The organism is Gillisia hiemivivida, assembly GCF_007997295.1.
GTDB lineage: Bacteria > Bacteroidota > Bacteroidia > Flavobacteriales > Flavobacteriaceae > Gillisia > Gillisia hiemivivida.
This window is the reverse complement of sequence record NZ_VORY01000001.1, coordinates 14,123-35,270: the sequence shown is the minus strand read 5'-3', so window position 1 is coordinate 35,270 and position 21,148 is coordinate 14,123. Positions and strand designations below refer to the sequence as shown.

Here is a 21,148-nt window from a genome sequence, read left to right as displayed (position 1 = left end):
TAGGACATTCTATAAGACACTCTGTAGTTATTTATCAATATTTGTCTTATAGAGAAAAGAAAAGTTTCTAATAAAAAATATATAAAGATAAAGGATAGCCTTCATCTGTTAATAAAGTTTGAAATTTATGTCAACAAACTACACGGAATACGACGACTCACAAAAACCAGCGATTAGCTTACTTCAAAAAATGGGATGGCAATATTTGTGCGAAGACCAGGTATTTGAAGCACGTGGCGAAATGTATACCAACGTTATTTTAGATGATATTCTGGCGCAGCAGTTGTCAAAAATCAATACGTTTACCTATAAAAACGAAGCCTATAAATTTTCTACTGGAAGTATTCAAGGAGCTGTCAATGCTTTAAAAAATGTGCCCAACGAAGGCTTGGTGCAAACCAACGAGCGTGTTTATGATTTAATTACTTTAGGAAAAAGTTTCAACGAAACCGTCCAAGGCGACCGCAAGGCATACACCGTAAATTATATCGACTGGAAAAACCCAGAAAATAATGTATTTCACGTTGCAGAAGAATTTGAAGTAGAAGGCGGTAAAGGAAAACGTCGTCCAGATATTGTGCTCTTTGTAAATGGAATTCCGTTTGTGGTTATTGAAAACAAGCGCAGAGATAAAAACGAATCTTTAGATGAAGCCATTTCGCAGAACATTAGAAATCAAAGAGAAGAGGAGGGAATTCCCAAATTATTTTATTATGCGCAACTATTATTAGCAGTGCATCCAAACGAAGTCAAATATGGCGCAACAGGTACAGCAGCTAAATTTTGGTCATTTTGGAAAGAAGATGTAGAAAAGGAAGTCACCAAACTTTTAAAAAAGAAAATAAATCAAACTCCTTCGGAAGATCGTTTAGTCACCGAGCAGGACAAAGGTATTTATGCATTATGCAGTCCAAAACGCTTATTAGATCTAACCTATAAATACATTGTATTTGATGGTCCCGATAAAAAGATATGTCGTTACCAACAGTATTTCGCAGTTCAGGATACCATCCAGCGTGTAAAATCACGCAATAAGGAAGGCAATCGTCAAGGTGGTGTAATATGGCACACCACAGGTAGCGGTAAATCTTTAACAATGGTTATGTTATCCAAAGCATTAGCATTAGATACTTCTATAGAATCCCCAAGAATTATTATCGTAACCGATAGAATAAGCCTTGACAAACAAATTTTTAAAACCTTTGTCAATTGTGGTAAACATGTAAAAAAAGCTAAAAGCGGTAACGATTTAATTGAGCTATTACAAGATAAAGGCAACGAGATCATCACAACCATTATCGACAAATTTGAAATTGCCACAAAGCGTGCTACTTTTAAAGATAAATCGCAAAATATTTTTGTGTTGGTAGATGAGAGTCACCGTAGCCAATATGGCTCGGCTCACGCCAATATGAAACGTATTGTTCCCAATGCATCCTACATTGGTTTTACAGGAACACCATTAATGAAATCCCAAAAAAGTACGTCTAAGAAATTTGGTGGCTTTATTCATAAATATACCATAGACCAAGCGGTAAAAGATGGTGCGGTACTTCCGTTATTGTATGAAGGGCGATCGGCAAAACTAAGCATCAATAAAAAACAAATCGATAAAGGTTTTGAACGCTTGGCAGCACCACTAAGCGAAGAAGCACAAAAAGATTTAAAAAAGAAGTTTGCCACCATTGCAAAAATTTACGAGTCAGACAATGTTATTGAGGAAATCGCTTTTGATATTTCCAAGCATTTTTCTGAAAACTGGAAAGGCACAGGCTTTAAAGCCCAACTTGCAGTTCCAAAAATTGATACTGCGATTAAATATCAAAAGTATTTTGAAACGCAATCCAATGACGCGCTAAAAATAAATACTAGAGTTGTTTTCACACCACCCGATAGCAGACAAAATAATGATGATGTTTGGTCGGAAAGCACCAGTGAATCCAGAAAATATTGGGAAAGAATATTGGAGCGCTTTAACGATCAAGAAGCTTATGAAAGCTATGTCATCGACCGTTTTAAAGAAAAAAGCAATGAAGTTGAAATTATAATAGTTGTAAGCAAACTGCTCACAGGATTTGATGCACCTCGAAACACAGTCCTCTACTTAGCTAAGCCTTTAATAGCTCATAATTTACTCCAAGCCATAGCGCGTGTAAACAGATTATTTACCGGAAAGGAATACGGTCACATCATTGATTATGTGGGAGTATTAGGAAAGTTAGATGAAGCCTTAACAGAATATAGTGCTTTAGAAGATTTTGATGAAGAGGATTTGAAAAACACTGTTGTAGATATTAAAGATGAAATACGAAAACTTCCTGTACGTCATGCCGAAGTTTGGGACATTTTTAAAGGAGTTTATAATAGAAACGATATTGAAGCTTTAGAAAGGCATATTTCAGAAAAAGACTTGCGAGATCAATTCTATGACCGCGTTTCTGCCTTTGCCAGGCTATTACAAACTGCATTGGCATCAGATGATTTTTATGTTGAATTCAATTTAGAGCAAATTGGTTTTTATAAAAATGAATTGAAGAAATTTCAGAGTTTGCGTTTATCAGTTCAGTTTAGATATGCAGAAAAAATTTCCTACAAAGAATATGAACCAAGGGTTCGTAAACTACTGGACACATACATAGATGCAGACGAAGTACAAGTGATGGCTAGCGAAATAAACATATTTGATAAAAATATGGTGGAAGAAACCTTGGAAGCCTATGGTAAAACAGCAGCTTCAAAAGCTGATTTTATCGCCAACCAGATGAAAAGGGTGATTACTGAGAATATGGAAAAAGATGAAGCTTTTTACAAAAAGTTCTCCCAACTCATTGAAAAAACCATAAATGATTTTTACGACGGAAGACTCACAGAAAAAGAATATTTAGAGGCTATGCGAAAAACACGTGAAGATCTGGCAAATGGCTATCAGGATGGAATTCCTGAAGGCCTGCAAAACAAGCCAAGAGCACGTGCTTTTTATGGAGCGCTAAATGAAGTTTTAAACAAAAAGCTAGACAAAGAAATCAGTAAAAATAAAGTGGCCCAAGCAGGACTTGAAATTGAAGCCATCGTTAACAATCTTATCATAACAGACTGGAAAAAGAATGTAGATGTTCAAAACCGAATGGAGAATGAAATAGAAGATTATCTAATTGGGAAAAGAACGCAATTAGGTATTGAGATAAGCTTTGATGAAATTGATTCAATCTTAATTAAATGCTTGAGAGTAGCTAAAAATAATTTCTGATGAATAAAATACAATACGGGAGTCAGGAGATTTTTTATGAACTCAAAAGATCCAATCGGAAAACATTGGGAATAGAAGTGCATCCAGATAGTTCGGTACATATAATAGCTCCAAACAATAGTTCATTTCAAGATATTGAGCAAAAAGTAGAAAAACGCGCCAAATGGATTGTAAAACAACAAGCATACTTTGAGCAGTTTTTACCAAGAACACCAAAGCGAAACTATGTTTCTGGCGAAACACATCACTATTTAGGTAAATCCTATCTATTGAAAGTCAGTCTAGGTTCAGAAAATCAGGTAAAACTTAAAGCTGGAAAACTAGAAGTAGTCTGTAAGGACGAAATAAAACAAGAGCTTGTCAAAAAACTTTTAGCACACTGGTATTATTCTCATGCTGAAAAAAAGTTTAATTCGTTAGCTATTGAAGCGCATTCCAGATTTAAAGAGTATGATTTTAAAATGCCGACCATTGAAATTAGAAGAATGACAAAGCGCTGGGGGAGTTGTAATACCATAGATAAAGTTGTATTGAATCCAGAAATTATAAAAGCATCCTCAAAGTGTATTGAATACGTTTTAGTGCACGAAATGTGTCATTTGGTGGTTGCCAATCACAACAAAGAATTTTATAGAACATTGGACACTATAATGCCTACTTGGAAAAAGTGGAAAGATAAATTGGAAAATAAATTGTCTTAGGACGGGTAGTATAAACTTTATAAACAGTATCTAATTGGACACCCATAAAAGGAAATCCTCGTAAACACTAGTGTTAAGGTGTTTTTTTTGAGAATACAAGTAATTTTAATCGGAATAAAGTTTGTAATTTTGCTATAACAGTACACACCACGCTACCCATTTGCACAGCGTCCCAGGGTGTGTCTTTTGCTTTTATACCTTTCCTTATTTCTTTAAACAAGCATAATTTTTAATGGATGTCTTGCAAATAAACGTTCAAGCGTGTTATTTTCAATTCAGATAAATGTTAATGACTTCAAGATTCCTCTTTCCCATGGAAGATAATTCACAGAGGGACACTGATGTCCCTCTGTGAAAACAATTGATTGATACGTAGAAGATTAGTCGGTTAAAAGCATTAGCAATATTTAATTTTACGGCATTTTTGAATATCGGAATGTTGCTCACCGAAAGTGAGCCTCCTAAAAGCCCTAGGGCTCTATTTGGGAAGGAAATCAGAAAATGATATATTTTTTTACTCCAATTGATTCCGCTAAACTCAATGGATAGAGAACTATTGATTAAATGTTCGATAAGTTTAATGATAGACATAAAATATTATGAAGAGATTACAGGATAAGAAGGAAGTTAATTTCTTTATATTGGAGAGATTTTTAGGGAATGAATAAACTTTGATTAATTATTAACATTATTTTGTTCACATAATCGTGAACAAAATAATATATTTGCAAAAGGATTAAATGACTATTTTATTTTTAAAAGATTATTTAGAAGACCTTTATGAAGGGAAAACTAATAAACATAAAGAGTATAAATCTAACCCTGCTTTAGTTAAACAGTATATAAAAACTGTTAATACGCTAAAATCCATTACCCGAGTTGAACAACTTTATCAGTTGAAGAGTTTACGATACGAAAAGAAAAAGGGCAATCTAAGCGGTAAAAGCGCTGTATGGGTGAATAAGCAATATAGAATTATTTTTAACGAAATAGCTTCAGAAAAAGGCTCCCTACAAATTGATATTTTTGAATTAGAAGAACTCAGTAAACACTACGAGTAATTATGAAAGCAACAGACCTAACGCCATTTATTGCTACGCATCCAGGAGAAATTTTAAAGGATGAATTAGATGCTTCTGATATTTCTCAATCAGAATTTGCAAAAATAATAGGTTTTAAAAGAAGCCAACTAAATGAGTTTATTAAAAGTAAGAGAAACCTTAATGCTGATTTAGCTATTCTATTGGAGAAAGCTCTGGGAATTGATGCCGATTTTTGGATGGAAGCCCAGAAGAATTATGATCTGGATTCCGCACGGATGAAGGCAAAGAATAGTGAGAGATTAGAGGCGATTGAACAACTTAACTTTATTAAGGATAAAATTGCTTACAGTTTTTTGAAAAAGGAAAAAATTCTGAAAGGAGATCCAATAGATGATGTAAAACTGATTAAGACTATTTATGATGTGGAACATTTTGAACAACTAGCAAATATGCGAACAGAACCTAGTTTTTCTCGATTCAGAAAATCTACAAAGCTTGCAATTGACCCTATCAATATAATAGGATGGTCTAAATTAGTAGAGTATAAGGCTAGTATGTTTCTTGTTCCAAATTTTAATTATACATGTCAAAATGTATTGATACATAAATTGAAGGAGATTATTACTGAGAATGAAGATACCATAAAATCTTCTATAAATTTGCTCGCTGAATATGGTATTAAGTTAATTATTCAAAAAAAGGGGACTAAATCACCTGTTGATGGAATTTCATTTTGGAGTAACGGCAACCCAGCAATAGGAATGTCGATACGACATAAGCGAGTAGATAATTTTGCGTTTACGCTTTTTCACGAATTAGGACATATATTTAAGCACTTGGTTAACAATAATGAGTGTCGCTTTATAGATTTAGATTCCAAGAATGAAGAAAAAAATTACAAAAATTCAATTGAAGAAAAAGAAGCAAACAGGTTTGCAGAGGAGTTTTTGATTTCTGATTCTGAATGGAGTCAGTACTTTGAAAAATATGGTCTAGAGCCATTAAAAGACGCTAACCTAATTGATCATGCAAAATATATAGGAATACATCCTAGTATCCTCCGTGGACGAGTTTGCCATAAATTAGAGTTTTATAAAGTAAAAACCCAAATTATTTATAATCTACAGTAAACCAAAGATGGTTGGTTTTTTCTTAAAATTGATACAATCGATGATTTTGCTAATCATGATGCATAGGTGCTAAACTTATTAAGATTGGAATATTAAACCAGATCTTGCTATTCGATTTATTTAGACCTTTAGATAATCTCCTACAGTAACAACTCACTAGCATCATCCAAAACACAATTATCAAGTTCTTTAAGATAAGCCTGGGTAATAGCTAAATTCTGATGTCCCATAGATTCACTAATTACATCTGTAGCCACTCCTTTTTGCTTTAAGGAATTTGCAAAACTGTGCCTCGCGACATAACTAGTAAGAGGTTTATTGATATTGCATATTTGGGCAATTTCTTTTAATTCTTTATTGTACCGTTGTAAAGTTTTGTGCTTTCTATTTGCAACCTGGGCATAAGTAAGGTCATCGCTTAAAAGTAGTGGAAATACATATTTCGTGTTTAAAGATCTCTCTTTATAATAGTTGAGGATATCACGAACAGGTGGGAGGATTTTAATTGTAAAATTTCCTTTGGTTTTTGAACGTGTATAATAGATACGATCTTCAGTTACATTTTTCCATTCAAGCCAAAGCATGTCGGTGAAGTTCATACCTCTTGTATAAAAACTGAATGTGAAATAATGCTTACAGTTTGTTAAATGCGGATACTTATTCAGATCCAGTTTAATAATTTCCAATACTTCGGGAAAGCTGAGTGCTTTTTTCAATCCTTTACCTTTTAGTTTAGAAATTTTATAATCCTTAAATGGATATGCTTCTTCTTTGGCTAAATTTCGTTGTATTGCAAAATTATAAATAGCTCTTATGGCTCTCATTTTTATCGCAATACCGCCATCGGTTCCACCGCGAGCCCTGCAGAAAACTTCAAATTTATTTAGAAAGCTGGGAGTAACATCCTTGAAGAGTAGATGATGACTTCTATGAAAAAGCTTTACAACATGTAGTACATCTTTATAAACTCGCGCATTTCCAGTTCTGCCAGCAGTATTCATTTCATCTACAATCTCTTTCCAAAAATTAAAAATATTATTTTGAACTGGATTTTTCTCTTCACGAAAACAATTTTCAAAATCATCTAGGCTGAAATGCTTATTTTCAATTTCCAAAGCAGTGTAAACTTTAAAGGCCTGAGATTTTAGCTTTAGTAATAACCGATTACTTTGAATGTAATTTTCAGCATTCTTTCTGAAATCACCAGAACTTTCATTCCATTCATATGGCATAGACCTAAATATCGTAGAGAAATATTTGGTTTTTCTGTCTTTGGTTACGCGTAAACAAATAGGGAACGAACCATCAGATAATTTTTTCTTTCTTAGAACAGTTTTAATTGTCGCCATAAGCAAAAATTGGGTACAACATAGGTACAACAAATCACTGTTCTAAGGTAAAACAAATCTTGCTTAAAGAAAATTAAATTTAGTTAAAGTGTTTATTATCAAGATATAAGAAAGCAAAAGAAGCTAAAAGAAACTCCATTTTTCTCATCTCATAATCAGGTGGTCCCTGGTTCGAGTCCAGGTGGGACCACAGAATAATTAGAAGCCTTTCACTTTGTGAGAGGCTTTTTTTATGTCATAGTCTCATTAATCAGTCTTGATTTCTTTGCCCAAATGCTGTTTAAAATTAATTTTTGAAATGAAATTAAGATATGTATCTTTATTCTACTTATCTATTTAAGCTTGAATAGATTAAGAACCCTAAAAATTTCATTAAAATTCATAGTTGGCTTATAAAAAAAGCTGGCAAATAAGTATTGTTAGAGTTAATCTCATTATGTGTATTCAAAATTCAATAAAAAGGTGTTTTGATTCTTTTATTCGATTAATTTTAAATTTTTGAAACTTCGTTGGGAATTATTACGTTAATATTGCGTAACAAGTTTTTAAGTGATTTATATATAAAGTAAATTGCACGTAATTATGATGAGAAAAACCTTAATCTACCTAGCCTTAGAAATAAGAGCGGTTTTTTTATTCGGAATAAATCTTTGCGAGGCTTTTTGGAATATTGTTTCAAAACCATCCAAATTGTTATTGCGCACTTCTGTTGTGGCACTTATTCTTTTATCCTCTTTTAATTTTGAATCTTATGCGCAGAACAAGGGGCCAAATTGTGAATCGGGAGAACGTTTTTGCAGGGGAGAGTGCAGACTAGCCAGGGACTGCAGGCAAGGTGTACCACCGCCACCAGGTTTACCAATAGATTCTAAATTACCATACCTTTTAATAGCTGGTCTTGGGCTTGGGATCTATTATTTAAGATCTAAAAAAGTGGCTTAACCCATTTGAGTTAAACGTTTTACATACTTCCCAATAACATCAAATTCAAGATTTACAGTTTCCCCTTGTTTTAGATTTTTAAATGTGGTGTGTTCATAGGTGTAAGGTATAATGGCCACACTAAACTGATGGATTTCAGAATTCACTACAGTAAGGCTAACCCCATTTATGGTAATAGACCCCTTTTCTATAGTTATATTTCCTAAAGCCGAATCATAATTAAAAGTGAAGACCCAACTTCCATTTTCTTCTTTAACGCCAACACATTCAGCAGTTTGGTCTACATGTCCTTGCACAAGATGCCCATCTAATCTTGCTCCCAACTTCATTCCTCGTTCTAAATTGACGCGGTCTCCCGCATTTAAACTTCCTAAATTAGATTTCTCTAATGTTTCTTGAATAGCTGTGACCAGATATGAATTATCATTTATAGCAACTACAGTTAAACAAACCCCATTATGAGCTACACTCTGATCTATCTTTAAATCTGAGGTCATAGAGGCAGCGACATAAATATTGAGATTGCCTTTATCTTTCTTAATTTCAAGTATTTCTCCTACTTCTTCAACGATTCCGGTAAACATGGTTGTAGATTATTGTTACATTTGTGGTGTAAAAATATAAATAAAAAAGGGGAATAATTATGAAGTCCGTTCAAAAGATAAAATTAGGAATCAGTATTGGAGATCTAAATGGTGTTGGTGGAGAAATAGTTCTAAAAACTTTTGAAGATTCTAGAATGCTGGATTTTTGTACCCCTATTATTTTTGCTTCTGTTAAAACTTTAAATTTTTATAAGAAACACTTTAAACTCTCTCTAAATTTTCAAGGAGTAGAATCTGCTGCTGATGCAATTGAAGGAAAGATCAATGTTGTAAATATTTGGAAGGAAAGTGTAGAAATAAACTTCGGAAAAGAAGATCCGGAAAGTGGAAAATATGCCTTTAAATCTCTGGAAGCTGCAACAAATGCTTTAGTTGCCGATGAAATTGATGTGCTGGTAACAGCCCCAATTAATAAAAATACAATTCAGTCTGAAGATTTTAAATTTCCGGGTCATACCGATTATTTAGCGAAACAACTAAAAGGAGATAGCTTGATGTTCATGATCTCCGATAATTTAAAAGTTGGTTTGCTAACAGATCATGTTCCATTAAAGGACATAGCAAACGTGATCACTCCAGAATTGATTGAAAAGAAGATAGCCACTATTACCCAGACCCTGAAGCAAGATTTTAGAGTTTCCAAACCAAAAATCGCAGTATTAGGAATTAATCCTCATAGTGGAGATAATGGATTAATAGGCAATGAAGATGAAGAAATATTAAAGCCTACGCTTCAAAAAATTAGAGATAAAGGGCATTTGGTATATGGCCCTTATGCAGCAGATAGTTTTTTCGGTTCCAAGAATCATGCGAATTTTGATGCTGTGATCGCATCTTATCATGATCAAGGTCTAATTCCATTTAAAACCTTATCTTTTGGAGAAGGGGTAAATTATACTGCCGGTTTGAGAAAGATTAGAACCTCTCCAGATCATGGGACAGCTTTTGAAATTGCCGGTAAAGATTGTGCGAACATAAATTCATTTAAAGAAGCGGTCTTTAAAGCCTTAGAAATATATAAAACGAGAGAGGAATATCAAAAAATCACTCGAAACCCCCTGAAAAAACTAGGGAAAAAGATATAAACAAAATATTGTTTATAACGAATAGTTAATTCATTATATTTTATATCTTTGCACCTGCCTTAGCTCGAGGGCGGGCGCGTGAAAACGATGATGATATGAGGAAATTAGCGGCATATACAATCCCATTTGTAGGGCTTAAGATTGGAAGTCACGGTTTTGAGTACGAGATTGGCAAAGAGTTATTTGAACATTTTGAATACGAAGACTTCAATAATGCAAATCTACATGTAGATTTAGTGTTAGACAAGAAAGCAACTATGATGGAGCTTTTCTTTGAAACTTCGGGAACTGTGAACGTTAATTGCGATCTCACAAACGAACCTTTTGATATGCCAATTTCTGGTAGTTTGAGATTGGTTGTGAATTTTGGAGATGAATTTAACGATGAAAATGAGGAGTTATTAATATTGCCTCATGGAGAATACGAGATTAACATAGCACAATATGTGTATGAGATCATCGTGTTAGCAGTTCCGCATAAAAGAATTCATCCGGGTATAGAAGATGGAACATTAAAATCTGATGTACTCGATAAACTGGAAGAATTAAGTCCGAAAGGAACTAATGAAGATAATGACAATGAGGAAAATATAGATCCTCGCTGGAATAAATTAAAAAACTTATTAAACGATAAATAATACGTAGCAATGGCACATCCTAAGAGAAAAATCTCCAAAACGAGAAGAGATAAGAGAAGAACACATTATAAAGCTACTGTTCCACAAATTGCAAAAGATCCTACTACAGGAGAGGCACATGTGTATCACAGAGCTCATTGGCATGAAGGTAAATTATATTACCGTGGTCAGGTTTTAATTGATAATACAGAAGAGGTACAAGCCTAATTATAGAGCTTTGCTAGAATACAAACTCTCACATTGTGGGAGTTTTTTGTTTTAAGTTGAATAAGTCCTAAAAAGGCCTTAATTTGCAACCCGATTCAAAAGAATTTTCAGTACTTTTCTTTCTCTAAGAAAGAGTACTTAACTATTGCAAAGAGTTTAAAATTAGATTTTTATGAATAAAATCACAGCAGCAATTACAGCTGTAGGTGCCTATGTCCCTACCGATATTTTGTCCAATAAAGATTTGGAGAAAATGGTGGACACCAATGATGAATGGATTTTTTCACGCACTGGAATTAAAGAGCGCCGCATCCTTAAAGACCCTACTTTAGGAACTTCCTTTATGGCTATAAAAGCCGCCCAAGACCTTATAACTAAAGCAAATATTAATCCTGAAGAAATAGACCTGGTTATACTAGCCACAATTTCTCCAGATATGCCTGTAGCAGCAACAGCTGTTTATGTGGCTACAGAAATAGGAGCTACAAATGCTTTTGGATATGATCTTCAAGCTGCCTGTTCCGGTTTTTTATATGGAATGTCTACAGCAAGTGCTTATATAGAATCTGGTAGATATAAAAAAGTATTGCTTATAGGAGCCGATAAAATGTCTTCTATAATAGATTATACAGACAGAACAACTTGTATCATCTTTGGTGATGGTGCCGGAGCTGTTTTGTTTGAACCAAATACTGAAGGATTAGGTTTACAGGACGAAATTTTACGCAGCGATGGGATTGGAAGGCATTCTTTAAAGATCGAAGCCGGTGGATCTTTGATGCCACCTTCAGAAGAAACGGTAGGAAGTAAAAGACACTATGTTCAGCAAGATGGAAAAACAGTATTTAAATATGCAGTTTCCAATATGGCCGATGTGAGTGAACAGATCATGAAAAAGAATAATCTTACTAATGATGATGTTCATTGGTTAATTGCACACCAGGCAAACAAACGCATTGTTGGTGCAACTGCAAGCAGGATGAATCTCGGAGAGGAGAAAGTATTGATGAATATTGAGCGATACGGAAACACAACCTCTGCGACCTTGCCATTATTATTGAGCGATTTCGAGAAAAAATTTAAAAAAGGAGACAATTTAATATTTGCGACATTTGGAGGCGGATTCACATGGGGATCTATTTATCTCAAATGGGCCTATAATTCTTAACAATTCAACACCCTAATATTCTTATTATGGATATAAAAGAAATTCAAAATTTAATCAAGTTTGTAGCAAAGTCTGGTGCTAGTGAGGTAAAACTCGAAATGGATGATATTAAGATCACCATCAAAACAGGATCTGAAGATAAGGAACCAACTTATTTTCAACAAATGCCAATGCAAGGACAAATGCAGCAAGCCATGCCTCAGCAACAACAAGCTCCGGCTGTCGCACAAGAAGCTCCTAAAGCCGCTGCCGGCGATTCTCAGGAATCTGCCCCAGACGAATCTTCAAAACACATCACTGTAAAGTCTCCAATTATTGGAACTTTATACCGTAAGCCATCTCCGGATAAACCTGTTTTTGTGGAAGTGGGAGACAGCATTAAAGTAGGAGACGTTCTTTGTGTGATCGAAGCGATGAAACTTTTCAATGAAATTGAAAGTGAAGTCTCTGGTAAGATTGTAAAAGTACTAGTAGACGATTCTTCCCCAGTAGAATTCGATCAACCATTATTCTTGGTAGATCCGTCTTAAATCGACCTTCCTAATAGATTTTAATTTTACTGTTTCAGTAAAAAATATAAAGGTATGTTTAAAAAAATATTAATTGCCAACAGGGGTGAGATCGCATTGCGAATTATCCGTACCTGCAGAGAAATGGGAATAAAAACGGTTGCAGTATATTCTACTGCAGATGCCGAAAGTCTTCACGTTCGTTTTGCAGATGAAGCAGTTTGTATAGGACCACCTCCTAGTAATCTGTCTTATTTAAAAATTTCAAACATAATTGCTGCAGCAGAAATAACAAATGCAGACGCTATTCATCCCGGATATGGATTTTTAGCTGAAAACTCTAAGTTTTCAAAGATCTGTCAGGAACATAACATCAAATTTATTGGTGCCAGTCCAGATATGATCGATAAAATGGGAGATAAAGCATCAGCCAGAGCAACCATGACGGCTGCAGGCGTTCCTTGTATCCCAGGATCAGAGGGCTTGCTTAAAGATTATGCAGATTGTTTAAAGACTGCACAAGATATGGGCTTTCCTGTAATGCTTAAAGCTACTGCCGGTGGTGGTGGTAAAGGAATGCGGGCCGTATTGAAAGAAGAGAATCTGGAAGACGCATGGGACTCTGCTCGTCAGGAATCTGCCGCTGCCTTTGGAAATGATGGGATGTATATGGAAAAACTCATTTTAGAGCCACGCCATATCGAGATTCAGGTTGTTGGAGATAGTACAGGAAAAGCATGTCACCTTTCAGAAAGAGATTGCTCTATCCAAAGAAGACATCAAAAGCTTACCGAAGAAACACCTTCGCCTTTCATGACAGATAAGTTGAGAAAGCAAATGGGAGACGCAGCTGTTAAAGCAGCAGAATTCATTAATTATGAAGGAGCCGGAACTGTAGAGTTCTTGGTAGATAAGCATAGGAATTTCTACTTCATGGAGATGAATACTCGTATCCAGGTAGAACACCCAATAACAGAACAAGTAATAGATTACGATCTTATTCGGGAGCAAATTTTGGTTGCGGCTGGAATTCCGCTTTCCGGGAAGAATTACTTCCCAAAACTGCACTCTATAGAATGTAGAATTAACGCGGAAGATCCTTATAACGGCTTTAGACCTTCACCAGGGAAGATCACCAATTTACATGCGCCCGGAGGTCATGGTGTGAGAATAGATACGCACGTATATAGTGGATATTCTATTCCTCCAAATTATGACTCTATGATCGCTAAATTGATCACAACTGCTCAAACCAGAGAAGAAGCTATCAGTAAAATGAAACGCGCTTTGGATGAGTTCGTTATAGAAGGTGTAAAAACCACTATTCCATTCCATAGGCAGTTAATGGATCATCCAGATTATGTAGACGGGAATTACACAACTAAATTTATGGAGGACTGGAAAATGGATCCCATCAAAGAAGAATAACTTATAAGCCTCGAATTTTCGGGGCTATTTTTATGGGGTTTCCGCTCCTCTTAAAAGAGCGGCCGGGCTATTCGCTCATAGTCCCAATCCAAAAAGGTCTTGGGAGCTACCCGCTGCTATCCCTAACCCAAATTTTACTTTTCATTTTCACTTTGAGTGAAGACGAGAAGCCATCATTTATTCATAAGTAACAAAGCATGCGATTGTCATTTTGAACGCAGTGAAAAATCTCTAAGGAGCACTACTTATTGTGTTATAAATGAGATCCTTCCTTAGTCAGGATGACAAATAAAGATAAAATAGTCTCTACATTAGAGTCGAGAAGTCTTCATTTCATCCTACGTAATAAAGTATGCATTGTCATTTTGAACGCAGTGAAAAATCTCCAAGGAGCACTACTTATTGTTTTATAAATGAGATCCTTCCTCTGCCAGGATGACAAATGAAGATAAAACAGTCTCTACATTGGAGTCGAGAAGTCTTCATTTCATCCTACGTAATAAAGTATGCATTGTCATTTTGAACGCAGTGAAAAATCTCTAAGGAGCACTACTTATTGTTTTATAAATGAGATCCTTCCTTCGTCAGGATGACAAATAAAAATAAAATAGTCTCTAAATTAGAATCGAGAAGTCTTCATTTCATCCTACGTACTAAAGTATGCATTGTCATTTTGAACGCAGTGAAAAATCTCCAAGGAGCACTACTTATTGTTTTATAAATGAGATCCTTCCTTTGCCAGGATGACAAATGGAATTTCTATTGTCACTTTTGGCCTGTCGTAACTCGCTAATCATCATTAATCGGACTTGTCATTCTGAGCATAGCGAAGAATCTCTAAGAAGCAGTAATCTTCTTTAATATGAGATCCTTCCTTCGTCAGGATGACAAAATGCATCACGATTGTCACTTCTCTCACGATAACTATTGGGAGAGAAGCGATTTCTCCATAAAATTTTCTCCCAAACTTTATGTAATTTCACAGCTAAATTAAACGCATGAACTTATCCTACTGGGAACATCAGTCTTGGCTATCTAATATAGAACACACTATTATTGGCAGCGGAATTGTTGGTCTTAATGCAGCCCTCAGACTGAGAGAAAAATTCCCGAAAGACAATATCCTGATCTTAGAACGCGGATTTTTACCAAATGGAGCAAGTACCAAGAATGCCGGATTTGCATGTTTTGGAAGCCTTTCCGAAATTATGGACGATCTTAATTCGCACTCAGAGGAAGAAGTGGTGCAACTGGTTCAAAAACGTGTAGATGGGTTAGCCTTGTTACGTGAGACTTTAGGAGATAACGCCATAGACTTCAATCTATGGGGAGGATATGAGCTTTTCACTCCAGAGGACAGATCACTTTTGGAAGAGTGCCACTCTAAAATGGATTATGTGAATAAGCTTTTAAATCCTGTATTCAATGAGGATGTTTTTAGTAAAGTTCCAAATAAATTCAATTTTAAAAAGATCGAAGAAGTGGTGATCTTCAACAAATTTGAAGGTCAAATAAACACCGGGAAAATGATGGAAGCCTTGCTTCAAAAAGCGCGTAAAGCAGGAATCAAGATCCTAAATAATATAAGTGTTGAAGAATTTTCTGAAGGAGATTCTTCAGTAAAGATCAAGACAGATCAATTTGAATTTTCCACAAAAAAGCTACTTATCGCCACCAATGGTTTTGCATCTCAACTAGGCTTGGAGTCAGTAAAACCGGCAAGAGCTCAGGTTCTTATTACAAAACCGATAGAAAACCTTCAGATAAAAGGAACTTTTCATTTAGACAAAGGTTTTTATTATTTCAGAAATATAGATAATCGTATCTTGCTTGGAGGCGGGAGAAATCTGGATATTGAGACAGAAGAAACTACCACTCTTGGTGAAACAGCTCTTATTCAGAATAAATTAGAAGCACTTTTGAGAGAGACTATTTTGCCGAATGTAGATTTCGAAATAGATAGGCGATGGAGCGGAATCATGGGAGTAGGAATTCAAAAGAAACCGATTATAAAGCAGCTTTCTAATAATACCTATTGCGGAGTTCGGTTAGGAGGAATGGGCGTTGCCATTGGAAGTTTGGTAGGGAGAGAATTAGCAGATCTAATCCCTCATTGAGGGTTTAATTTTCCAAGGACTTTCTCAGTTTTGAAAATTGGTTTTCAAGCCTTCTGCTTCTTGAACTTTCGAAATGATTGTTTACATTAAATTATAATATGAAGAAATTTTTCAGGTTCCTTTTAAAGCTTATCCTTGGCCTTATTGGCTTTAGCATATTCATGGTATTACTTTATAAATGGGTTCCGGTTCCTTTAACCCCGCTAATGTTAATTAGATATTTTGAAAACCCGGAAGAACCTATCAAACATGATTGGGTTTCTTATAATGAGATCTCAGGATATTTGCCACTGGCAGTACTTTCCAGTGAAGATCAAAACTTTTTGAATCATTCCGGTTTCGATATGAAAGCCATAGAAAAAGCTATTGAAAACAACAATAAAGGAAAACGTGTTCGCGGTGCGAGTTCTATTTCTCAACAAACTGCTAAAAATGTGTTTTTATGGCCTGGTAGGAATTGGTTTAGAAAAGGTATGGAAGTTTATTTCACCTTTCTTATAGAAACCCTGTGGAGCAAACAGCGCATTATGGAAGTCTATCTAAATAGTATTGAAATGGGAAAAGGGGTATATGGTGCAGAAGCTGCTTCCCAACATTGGTTTAATAAACAAGCTTCAAAATTGAATACTTACGAGGCGGCAGCTATCGCAGCCATATTACCAAATCCAAGAGTTTATAGAGCTGACCCCGCAAGTAGTTATATTGCACGAAGAAAAACTTGGATCGTTCGCCAAATGCGAAATTATGGACCATTCAGTATTAAAAATTAAAATGAAAGAGGAACTTTATAAAAAGTGTGAAGGCTATTTGGAAGAAAAGATAGCTAGAATATCCCATTCCATACAAGATCTGGAATTGGCTTTAACCAATGAATCTAAGAGTAGCGCTGGGGATAAATATGAAACTAGTAGAGAGATGATCAATATAGAGATACACAAGCTTTCTACGCAATTACAACAGTTTCAAAAACTACAGGTTACTTTAGAGCTTGCAAAGCGTAACGCAGCTACCGAGATAGTTAAAATGGGAAGTTTGGTGGAAGCTACTAACGCTATTTATTTTATCTGTATTCCAATAGGCGAAGTGATAGTAGGCGACAAAAAAGCATATGTAATTGGCGCTGGTTCTCCAATAGGCCAGGCATTAATTGGTAAATCTGTAGGAGATTCTTTTAGTTTTAATGCTGTTTCTGGAACTATCGTTTCAATAAGTTAGCTTCGGATTCTAGAAGCAATAAGATTCTTGTCTACTGCTAGATTCACGATTTCTCCAACTTGAATTTCTTCCGAATTTTCAAAATAGATGATCTGCTTTTTTAGAGCCGCTTTTATAAGAAAAGTATCTCCTTTAAAATAAGATGCAAGCACTTCAACTTTTATGTCTGAAGATTTAACCATTTTTATTTCGTGAGGGTATAACAAGATCAGTTTTCTACTTGTTTCTTTAGGTGAGATTTCTTTTAACATCACTTCATTGATATCTCCAAACAGCGATGCGATGTACTTATTTGGCGGATTATTATAAAGTTGCTGAGGAGTCTCATTTGCATGGATCTTTCCATTTTTAAGCACAATGGTTTTATCTGCAAACGAAAGCGCATCGGTGCTGTCATGGGTAGCAATAATGCAGGTGATTTTATTTTCTTTGAGGTAAGCAAAGAGTTTGCGCCTAAGATTGTTCTTTCTAAAATGATCTATATGGCTAAAAGGTTCATCCAGTAATAACAATTCTGGGGTGTTGGCAAGAGCTCTGGCTAAAGCAACTCGCTGCTGTTGTCCTCCACTGAGATCTCCTGCTTTTGTATTTGCAAGCTCTGCCATCTCTACAACTTCTAAGAGCTCTAAGACCCGTTTCTTTTTCTTTCTTGGATAAGTATTACTCAAATGTTTTCCCACATTTTCTGCCACAGTAAGAGGAGGCATCAAGTCGAAATCTTGCGCTAAATATTTTATAAAGGGTTCTCCGGGAACCAAATTGTGATTTGGCCCTTTTAACTCCTTTTCATTCCAAGAAACTAAGCCATTAGTGTGATGAAGCCCGTAGATCAATTGAAGCAAGGTGCTTTTTCCACAACCGCTTTCCCCGATCAGGGATACATGATCTCCTTCAGCAATTTGTAATGTGATTTTCTTTAAAACAGGTTTTTCATTGTAACCAAAAGTGACATTTTTTAATTTCAACATACTTAGCTATTGGATTCTATTAAATAACAAGGTCGGAAACAATTTCCTAAAGGAAGGAACTTTTAATTTTTATAATTATATTGAAGCCTCATTTAGATCCTTCCGCCAATTTTATAATTGCTTTTTTAAAGGAGCCTGAAATATTGAAAACAATCAAATTTCTTTTATGAAAACAAGATATACCAGCTTAATTTTAATTTTTTTATTTCTGTCTTTTCCGCTGTTCTCTCAGGAAGATTATTTTTTTCTAAACCAGGGTTCCTTTGATCCCAAAATTCCGAGTCCTTCAGAATTTCTTGGTTACGATGTTGGGGAGTTTCATACGCGCCATGACAGGATTGTTGCTTATTTCAGAGAACTGTCCCGGCTTTCAGATAAAGTTCATGTGCAGGAAATAGGAGAGACCTATGAACAAAGACCGATGATTGTAGCTACCATCACCAGCCAAGAGAATTATAGAAATCTGGAAAGTATTAGGGAAGAACATTTAAAACTTACCAATCCTCAGGTGTCTTTACCTTCCCTTGAAGGAATGCCGGTAATAATACAGTTGGGATATAATGTTCATGGAAATGAACCTTCCAGCAGTGAAGCTTCTATGTTAACAGCCTGGTATCTTACTGCTTCTCAGGATCCAAAGGTTGAGGAATATCTTAAAAAAGCAGTGATCTTTGTAGAACCGGTACTGAATCCGGATGGCAGGGATCGTCATACCACCTGGGTAAATAGCCATAAGGGTTTCCCGCCGGTGGCAAGTGCAGTAGACCGTGAGCATAATGAAGCCTGGCCCGGCGGAAGAACAAATCATTACTGGTTTGATCTCAACAGAGACTGGTTGCCGCTGGCACATGTTGAAAGTCAGGCGAGGTTGAAATTTTATCATAAATGGTATCCCAATGTTGTGACAGATTTTCATGAGATGGGTGCAAACAGCACCTATTTTTTTGAACCGACAAAACAATACGGATCTGAAAACCCAATTATCCCCAGAAGCAATTACGATCAGTTGAACTATTTGTTAGAGCCTTATTTTGCCAATGCGATGAATAAGATCGGCTCCTTATATTTCACAAAGGAGGTCTTTGACAATTCCTATCCCGGTTACGGGTCCACTTATCCGGATATTCAGGGAGGCCTGGGGCTGGTTTTTGAACAGGCTAGTTCGCGGGGACATCTTCAGGAAAGTATCCACGGGGATCTTTCTTTTCCGTTTACCATCAGGAATCATCTGGTGAATAGCATTGCTACTGTAAAAGCTGCGGTGGAAAATAAAAATGTCTTTCTCAAACATCAGAAAGAATATTTTGAATCGGCTATAGAACAGGCTAAAGATCATCCCGGGGAAGGATATATTTTCAGCGATGGTGGCGATGAGAATAAAGCAAGGGCTTTCATAGATCTTTTGCTTCAACATAAGATCAAGGTATATCAGTCACAAAAGGATCTAAAAACTGCTAACCGCAACTTTGCTAAGGAATCCTCATATATCGTTCCCGGGGAACAGGCCCAGTTCAGGATGGTTGCGACCATGTTTGATACGGTTGTGGAATTCCACGACAGCCTTTTTTACGACACTTCAGCCTGGTCAATGGTTCACGCCTACGGCCTACCTTCCGCGACTTTGAGTTCAAGGCAATTCAGTTCGGCCGGTTTGGGAGAACAAATAGATTCCAGTTTCCTTGCAGCAAAAAATTATCCGTTGAATAAAAGTAACTATGCATATTTGTTCAGCTGGCAGGATTACAACGCGCCCCGGGTGCTTCAGGAGTTACTGGAAGAAGAGGTGATTACAAAAACAGCATACCAGTCTTTCAGCATTCAAACCGGAAATGGCGTAAAACAATATACTCCGGGGAGTATCCTTGTGCCTGTAGCGATGCAAAAAATGTCTTCGGAAAACTTACATAAGCTTCTGCAGGATGTTGCAATTGAGCATAAGCTAGATATCCAGGCTGTAAGTGGAGGCCTGAGCAGCTCCGGAATTGATTTGGGAAGCAGGAACTTTGAAAAAGTGATCTCTCCAAAACCACTGATGATTATTGGAGAAGGTGTTTCCAGTTATGAAGCAGGAGAGATATGGTTTCTGATGGATATGAAACTTGATATGCCACTGCCCAAGGTTGATATTCTGGATTTTGAAAGGTTGAACCTTGAAGATTATAATGAGCTGATTATGGTGGACGGAAATTATAGCCTTCTGCAAGAATCGGGTGTAAAAAGGATCAAAGAATGGGTTGAGAATGGTGGAACCCTTATAGCTCAAAAATCGGCTGTTAACTGGGCGATCAATAATAAACTGATCAATGAAGAACTGGTTAAGGAAAGCGATACGCTGGTAGAGGAAGATGCCGGGAAGTTGCGGTATGATTATGCGAGTGCAGAAGCCAGAGAAGGAGCAAAAGTAATTGGAGGTTCCATTTACCGTGTAGACCTGGATACCACACACCCCCTAGGTTTTGGATATACGGACAGGGATTTACTGGTTTACAGGAATTCCAATACGCTCCTTAAACAATCTAAGAATCCTTACAGCAATGTGGCCATTTATAAGGAGAATCCTTTGGTTAGCGGATATGTTTCCAAAGAAAACCTTGAGAAGCTTCCTGGTACAAGTTCTATTATGGTGAGTAAAGTTGGTTCAGGAAAGGTGATCTCTTTTATTGATAACCCTAATTTTAGGGGAACCTGGTATGGTACGAATAAGCTGTTTTTCAACGCGCTTTTCTTCGGACCAATTATCGATGTTCCAAATGCAGGTAATTAATAGTTTGTACTGAAAAATGTTTAGAAAACTGA

At 36.0% G+C, this 21,148-nt stretch carries 18 protein-coding genes; 15 read left to right on the top strand and 3 right to left on the bottom strand.

The features are described 5' to 3' along the window. Positions 1 to 127 precede the first annotated feature (127 nt). From ES724_RS00140 to ES724_RS00125, 4 genes are all read left to right on the top strand, one after another. Positions 128 to 3,247 (top strand): type I restriction endonuclease subunit R, encoded by a 3,120-nt coding sequence (locus tag ES724_RS00140; RefSeq protein WP_146928095.1) that lies wholly within the window; start codon positions 128 to 130, stop codon positions 3,245 to 3,247. Further along, positions 3,247 to 3,948 (top strand): M48 family metallopeptidase, encoded by a 702-nt coding sequence (locus tag ES724_RS00135; protein WP_146928093.1) that lies wholly within the window; start codon positions 3,247 to 3,249, stop codon positions 3,946 to 3,948. The genes ES724_RS00140 and ES724_RS00135 overlap by 1 nt, the downstream gene beginning before the upstream one ends. Positions 3,949 to 4,688: 740 nt before the next feature. Continuing rightward, complete coding sequence (locus ES724_RS00130) at positions 4,689 to 5,009, top strand: type II toxin-antitoxin system RelE/ParE family toxin (protein WP_146928091.1); 321 nt, start codon at positions 4,689 to 4,691, stop codon at positions 5,007 to 5,009. Positions 5,010 to 5,011: 2 nt separating this feature from the next. Next, the gene (locus ES724_RS00125; protein ID WP_146928089.1) at positions 5,012 to 6,121 is read left to right on the top strand and encodes a HigA family addiction module antitoxin; all 1,110 of its coding nucleotides are present in this window, start codon (positions 5,012 to 5,014) and stop codon (positions 6,119 to 6,121) included. A gap of 140 nt (positions 6,122 to 6,261) precedes the next feature. On the opposite strand, the gene ES724_RS00120 is transcribed toward ES724_RS00125, so the two are convergent. Next, positions 6,262 to 7,470 (bottom strand): site-specific integrase, encoded by a 1,209-nt coding sequence (locus ES724_RS00120; protein ID WP_146928087.1) that lies wholly within the window; start codon positions 7,468 to 7,470, stop codon positions 6,262 to 6,264. A 582-nt stretch (positions 7,471 to 8,052) separates the two neighbouring features. Here ES724_RS00120 and ES724_RS00115 point away from each other — a divergent pair. Next, complete coding sequence (locus ES724_RS00115; protein WP_146928085.1) at positions 8,053 to 8,412, top strand: hypothetical protein; 360 nt, start codon at positions 8,053 to 8,055, stop codon at positions 8,410 to 8,412. Here ES724_RS00115 and ES724_RS00110 read toward each other — a convergent pair. Continuing rightward, positions 8,409 to 8,996: a riboflavin synthase gene (locus ES724_RS00110; RefSeq protein WP_146928083.1), complete on the bottom strand. Its 588-nt coding sequence runs from the start codon at positions 8,994 to 8,996 to the stop codon at positions 8,409 to 8,411. The genes ES724_RS00115 and ES724_RS00110 overlap by 4 nt on opposite strands. Positions 8,997 to 9,055: 59 nt before the next feature. Between ES724_RS00110 and pdxA the strand changes: the two genes are divergently transcribed. From pdxA to ES724_RS00065, 9 genes are all read left to right on the top strand, one after another. Next, positions 9,056 to 10,102: a 4-hydroxythreonine-4-phosphate dehydrogenase PdxA gene (gene pdxA, locus ES724_RS00105; RefSeq protein WP_146928081.1), complete on the top strand. Its 1,047-nt coding sequence runs from the start codon at positions 9,056 to 9,058 to the stop codon at positions 10,100 to 10,102. Positions 10,103 to 10,197: 95 nt separating this feature from the next. Further along, entirely contained in the window at positions 10,198 to 10,740 is a 543-nt protein-coding gene (locus tag ES724_RS00100) for a YceD family protein (RefSeq protein WP_146928079.1), read from the top strand. A gap of 9 nt (positions 10,741 to 10,749) precedes the next feature. Further along, positions 10,750 to 10,947 (top strand): 50S ribosomal protein L32, encoded by a 198-nt coding sequence (rpmF, locus tag ES724_RS00095; RefSeq protein WP_010228148.1) that lies wholly within the window; start codon positions 10,750 to 10,752, stop codon positions 10,945 to 10,947. 172 nt (positions 10,948 to 11,119) lie between these two features. Next, positions 11,120 to 12,115, top strand: a complete 996-nt coding sequence (locus ES724_RS00090; protein ID WP_146928077.1) for a beta-ketoacyl-ACP synthase III — start codon at positions 11,120 to 11,122, stop codon at positions 12,113 to 12,115. A gap of 26 nt (positions 12,116 to 12,141) precedes the next feature. Continuing rightward, positions 12,142 to 12,645: an acetyl-CoA carboxylase biotin carboxyl carrier protein gene (gene accB / locus ES724_RS00085; protein WP_146928075.1), complete on the top strand. Its 504-nt coding sequence runs from the start codon at positions 12,142 to 12,144 to the stop codon at positions 12,643 to 12,645. A gap of 54 nt (positions 12,646 to 12,699) precedes the next feature. Next, positions 12,700 to 14,052 carry an acetyl-CoA carboxylase biotin carboxylase subunit gene (accC, locus tag ES724_RS00080; protein WP_146928073.1) on the top strand — a complete coding sequence of 451 codons (1,353 nt, stop codon included), beginning with the start codon at positions 12,700 to 12,702 and terminating at the stop codon, positions 14,050 to 14,052. Between the two features lie 998 nt (positions 14,053 to 15,050). Continuing rightward, positions 15,051 to 16,169 carry an NAD(P)/FAD-dependent oxidoreductase gene (locus ES724_RS00075; protein WP_146928071.1) on the top strand — a complete coding sequence of 373 codons (1,119 nt, stop codon included), beginning with the start codon at positions 15,051 to 15,053 and terminating at the stop codon, positions 16,167 to 16,169. A 98-nt stretch (positions 16,170 to 16,267) separates the two neighbouring features. Beyond that, a complete protein-coding gene (gene mtgA, locus ES724_RS00070; RefSeq protein ID WP_146928069.1) occupies positions 16,268 to 16,939 on the top strand; it encodes a monofunctional biosynthetic peptidoglycan transglycosylase in 672 nt (223 codons plus the stop codon). Position 16,940: 1 nt separating this feature from the next. Beyond that, positions 16,941 to 17,384, top strand: a complete 444-nt coding sequence (locus ES724_RS00065; RefSeq protein WP_170249821.1) for a GreA/GreB family elongation factor — start codon at positions 16,941 to 16,943, stop codon at positions 17,382 to 17,384. Here the strand turns inward: ES724_RS00065 and ES724_RS00060 are convergent. Then, the gene (locus ES724_RS00060) at positions 17,381 to 18,352 is read right to left on the bottom strand and encodes an ABC transporter ATP-binding protein (RefSeq protein WP_146928065.1); all 972 of its coding nucleotides are present in this window, start codon (positions 18,350 to 18,352) and stop codon (positions 17,381 to 17,383) included. The two genes, ES724_RS00065 and ES724_RS00060, sit on opposite strands and share 4 nt — an antisense overlap. Positions 18,353 to 18,518: 166 nt before the next feature. Here ES724_RS00060 and ES724_RS00055 point away from each other — a divergent pair, with 166 nt between their 5' ends. Next, positions 18,519 to 21,116, top strand: coding sequence for a M14 metallopeptidase family protein (locus tag ES724_RS00055; protein WP_146928063.1), 2,598 nt, complete (start codon positions 18,519 to 18,521; stop codon positions 21,114 to 21,116). The last annotated feature ends 32 nt before the right edge of the window (positions 21,117 to 21,148 follow it).

What these genes read in the sequence shown, in the direction of transcription:
- ES724_RS00140 (WP_146928095.1), top strand. Translation starts at nt 128, where the DNA reads ATGTCAACAAACTACACGGAATACGACGACTCACAAAAACCAGCGATT.
- ES724_RS00135 (WP_146928093.1), top strand. Translation starts at nt 3,247, where the DNA reads ATGAATAAAATACAATACGGGAGTCAGGAGATTTTTTATGAACTCAAA.
- ES724_RS00130 (WP_146928091.1), top strand. Translation starts at nt 4,689, where the DNA reads ATGACTATTTTATTTTTAAAAGATTATTTAGAAGACCTTTATGAAGGG.
- ES724_RS00125 (WP_146928089.1), top strand. Translation starts at nt 5,012, where the DNA reads ATGAAAGCAACAGACCTAACGCCATTTATTGCTACGCATCCAGGAGAA.
- ES724_RS00120 (WP_146928087.1), bottom strand. Translation starts at nt 7,470, where the DNA reads ATGGCGACAATTAAAACTGTTCTAAGAAAGAAAAAATTATCTGATGGT.
- ES724_RS00115 (WP_146928085.1), top strand. Translation starts at nt 8,053, where the DNA reads ATGATGAGAAAAACCTTAATCTACCTAGCCTTAGAAATAAGAGCGGTT.
- ES724_RS00110 (WP_146928083.1), bottom strand. Translation starts at nt 8,996, where the DNA reads ATGTTTACCGGAATCGTTGAAGAAGTAGGAGAAATACTTGAAATTAAG.
- pdxA (WP_146928081.1), top strand. Translation starts at nt 9,056, where the DNA reads ATGAAGTCCGTTCAAAAGATAAAATTAGGAATCAGTATTGGAGATCTA.
- ES724_RS00100 (WP_146928079.1), top strand. Translation starts at nt 10,198, where the DNA reads ATGAGGAAATTAGCGGCATATACAATCCCATTTGTAGGGCTTAAGATT.
- rpmF (WP_010228148.1), top strand. Translation starts at nt 10,750, where the DNA reads ATGGCACATCCTAAGAGAAAAATCTCCAAAACGAGAAGAGATAAGAGA.
- ES724_RS00090 (WP_146928077.1), top strand. Translation starts at nt 11,120, where the DNA reads ATGAATAAAATCACAGCAGCAATTACAGCTGTAGGTGCCTATGTCCCT.
- accB (WP_146928075.1), top strand. Translation starts at nt 12,142, where the DNA reads ATGGATATAAAAGAAATTCAAAATTTAATCAAGTTTGTAGCAAAGTCT.
- accC (WP_146928073.1), top strand. Translation starts at nt 12,700, where the DNA reads ATGTTTAAAAAAATATTAATTGCCAACAGGGGTGAGATCGCATTGCGA.
- ES724_RS00075 (WP_146928071.1), top strand. Translation starts at nt 15,051, where the DNA reads ATGAACTTATCCTACTGGGAACATCAGTCTTGGCTATCTAATATAGAA.
- mtgA (WP_146928069.1), top strand. Translation starts at nt 16,268, where the DNA reads ATGAAGAAATTTTTCAGGTTCCTTTTAAAGCTTATCCTTGGCCTTATT.
- ES724_RS00065 (WP_170249821.1), top strand. Translation starts at nt 16,941, where the DNA reads ATGAAAGAGGAACTTTATAAAAAGTGTGAAGGCTATTTGGAAGAAAAG.
- ES724_RS00060 (WP_146928065.1), bottom strand. Translation starts at nt 18,352, where the DNA reads ATGTTGAAATTAAAAAATGTCACTTTTGGTTACAATGAAAAACCTGTT.
- ES724_RS00055 (WP_146928063.1), top strand. Translation starts at nt 18,519, where the DNA reads ATGAAAACAAGATATACCAGCTTAATTTTAATTTTTTTATTTCTGTCT.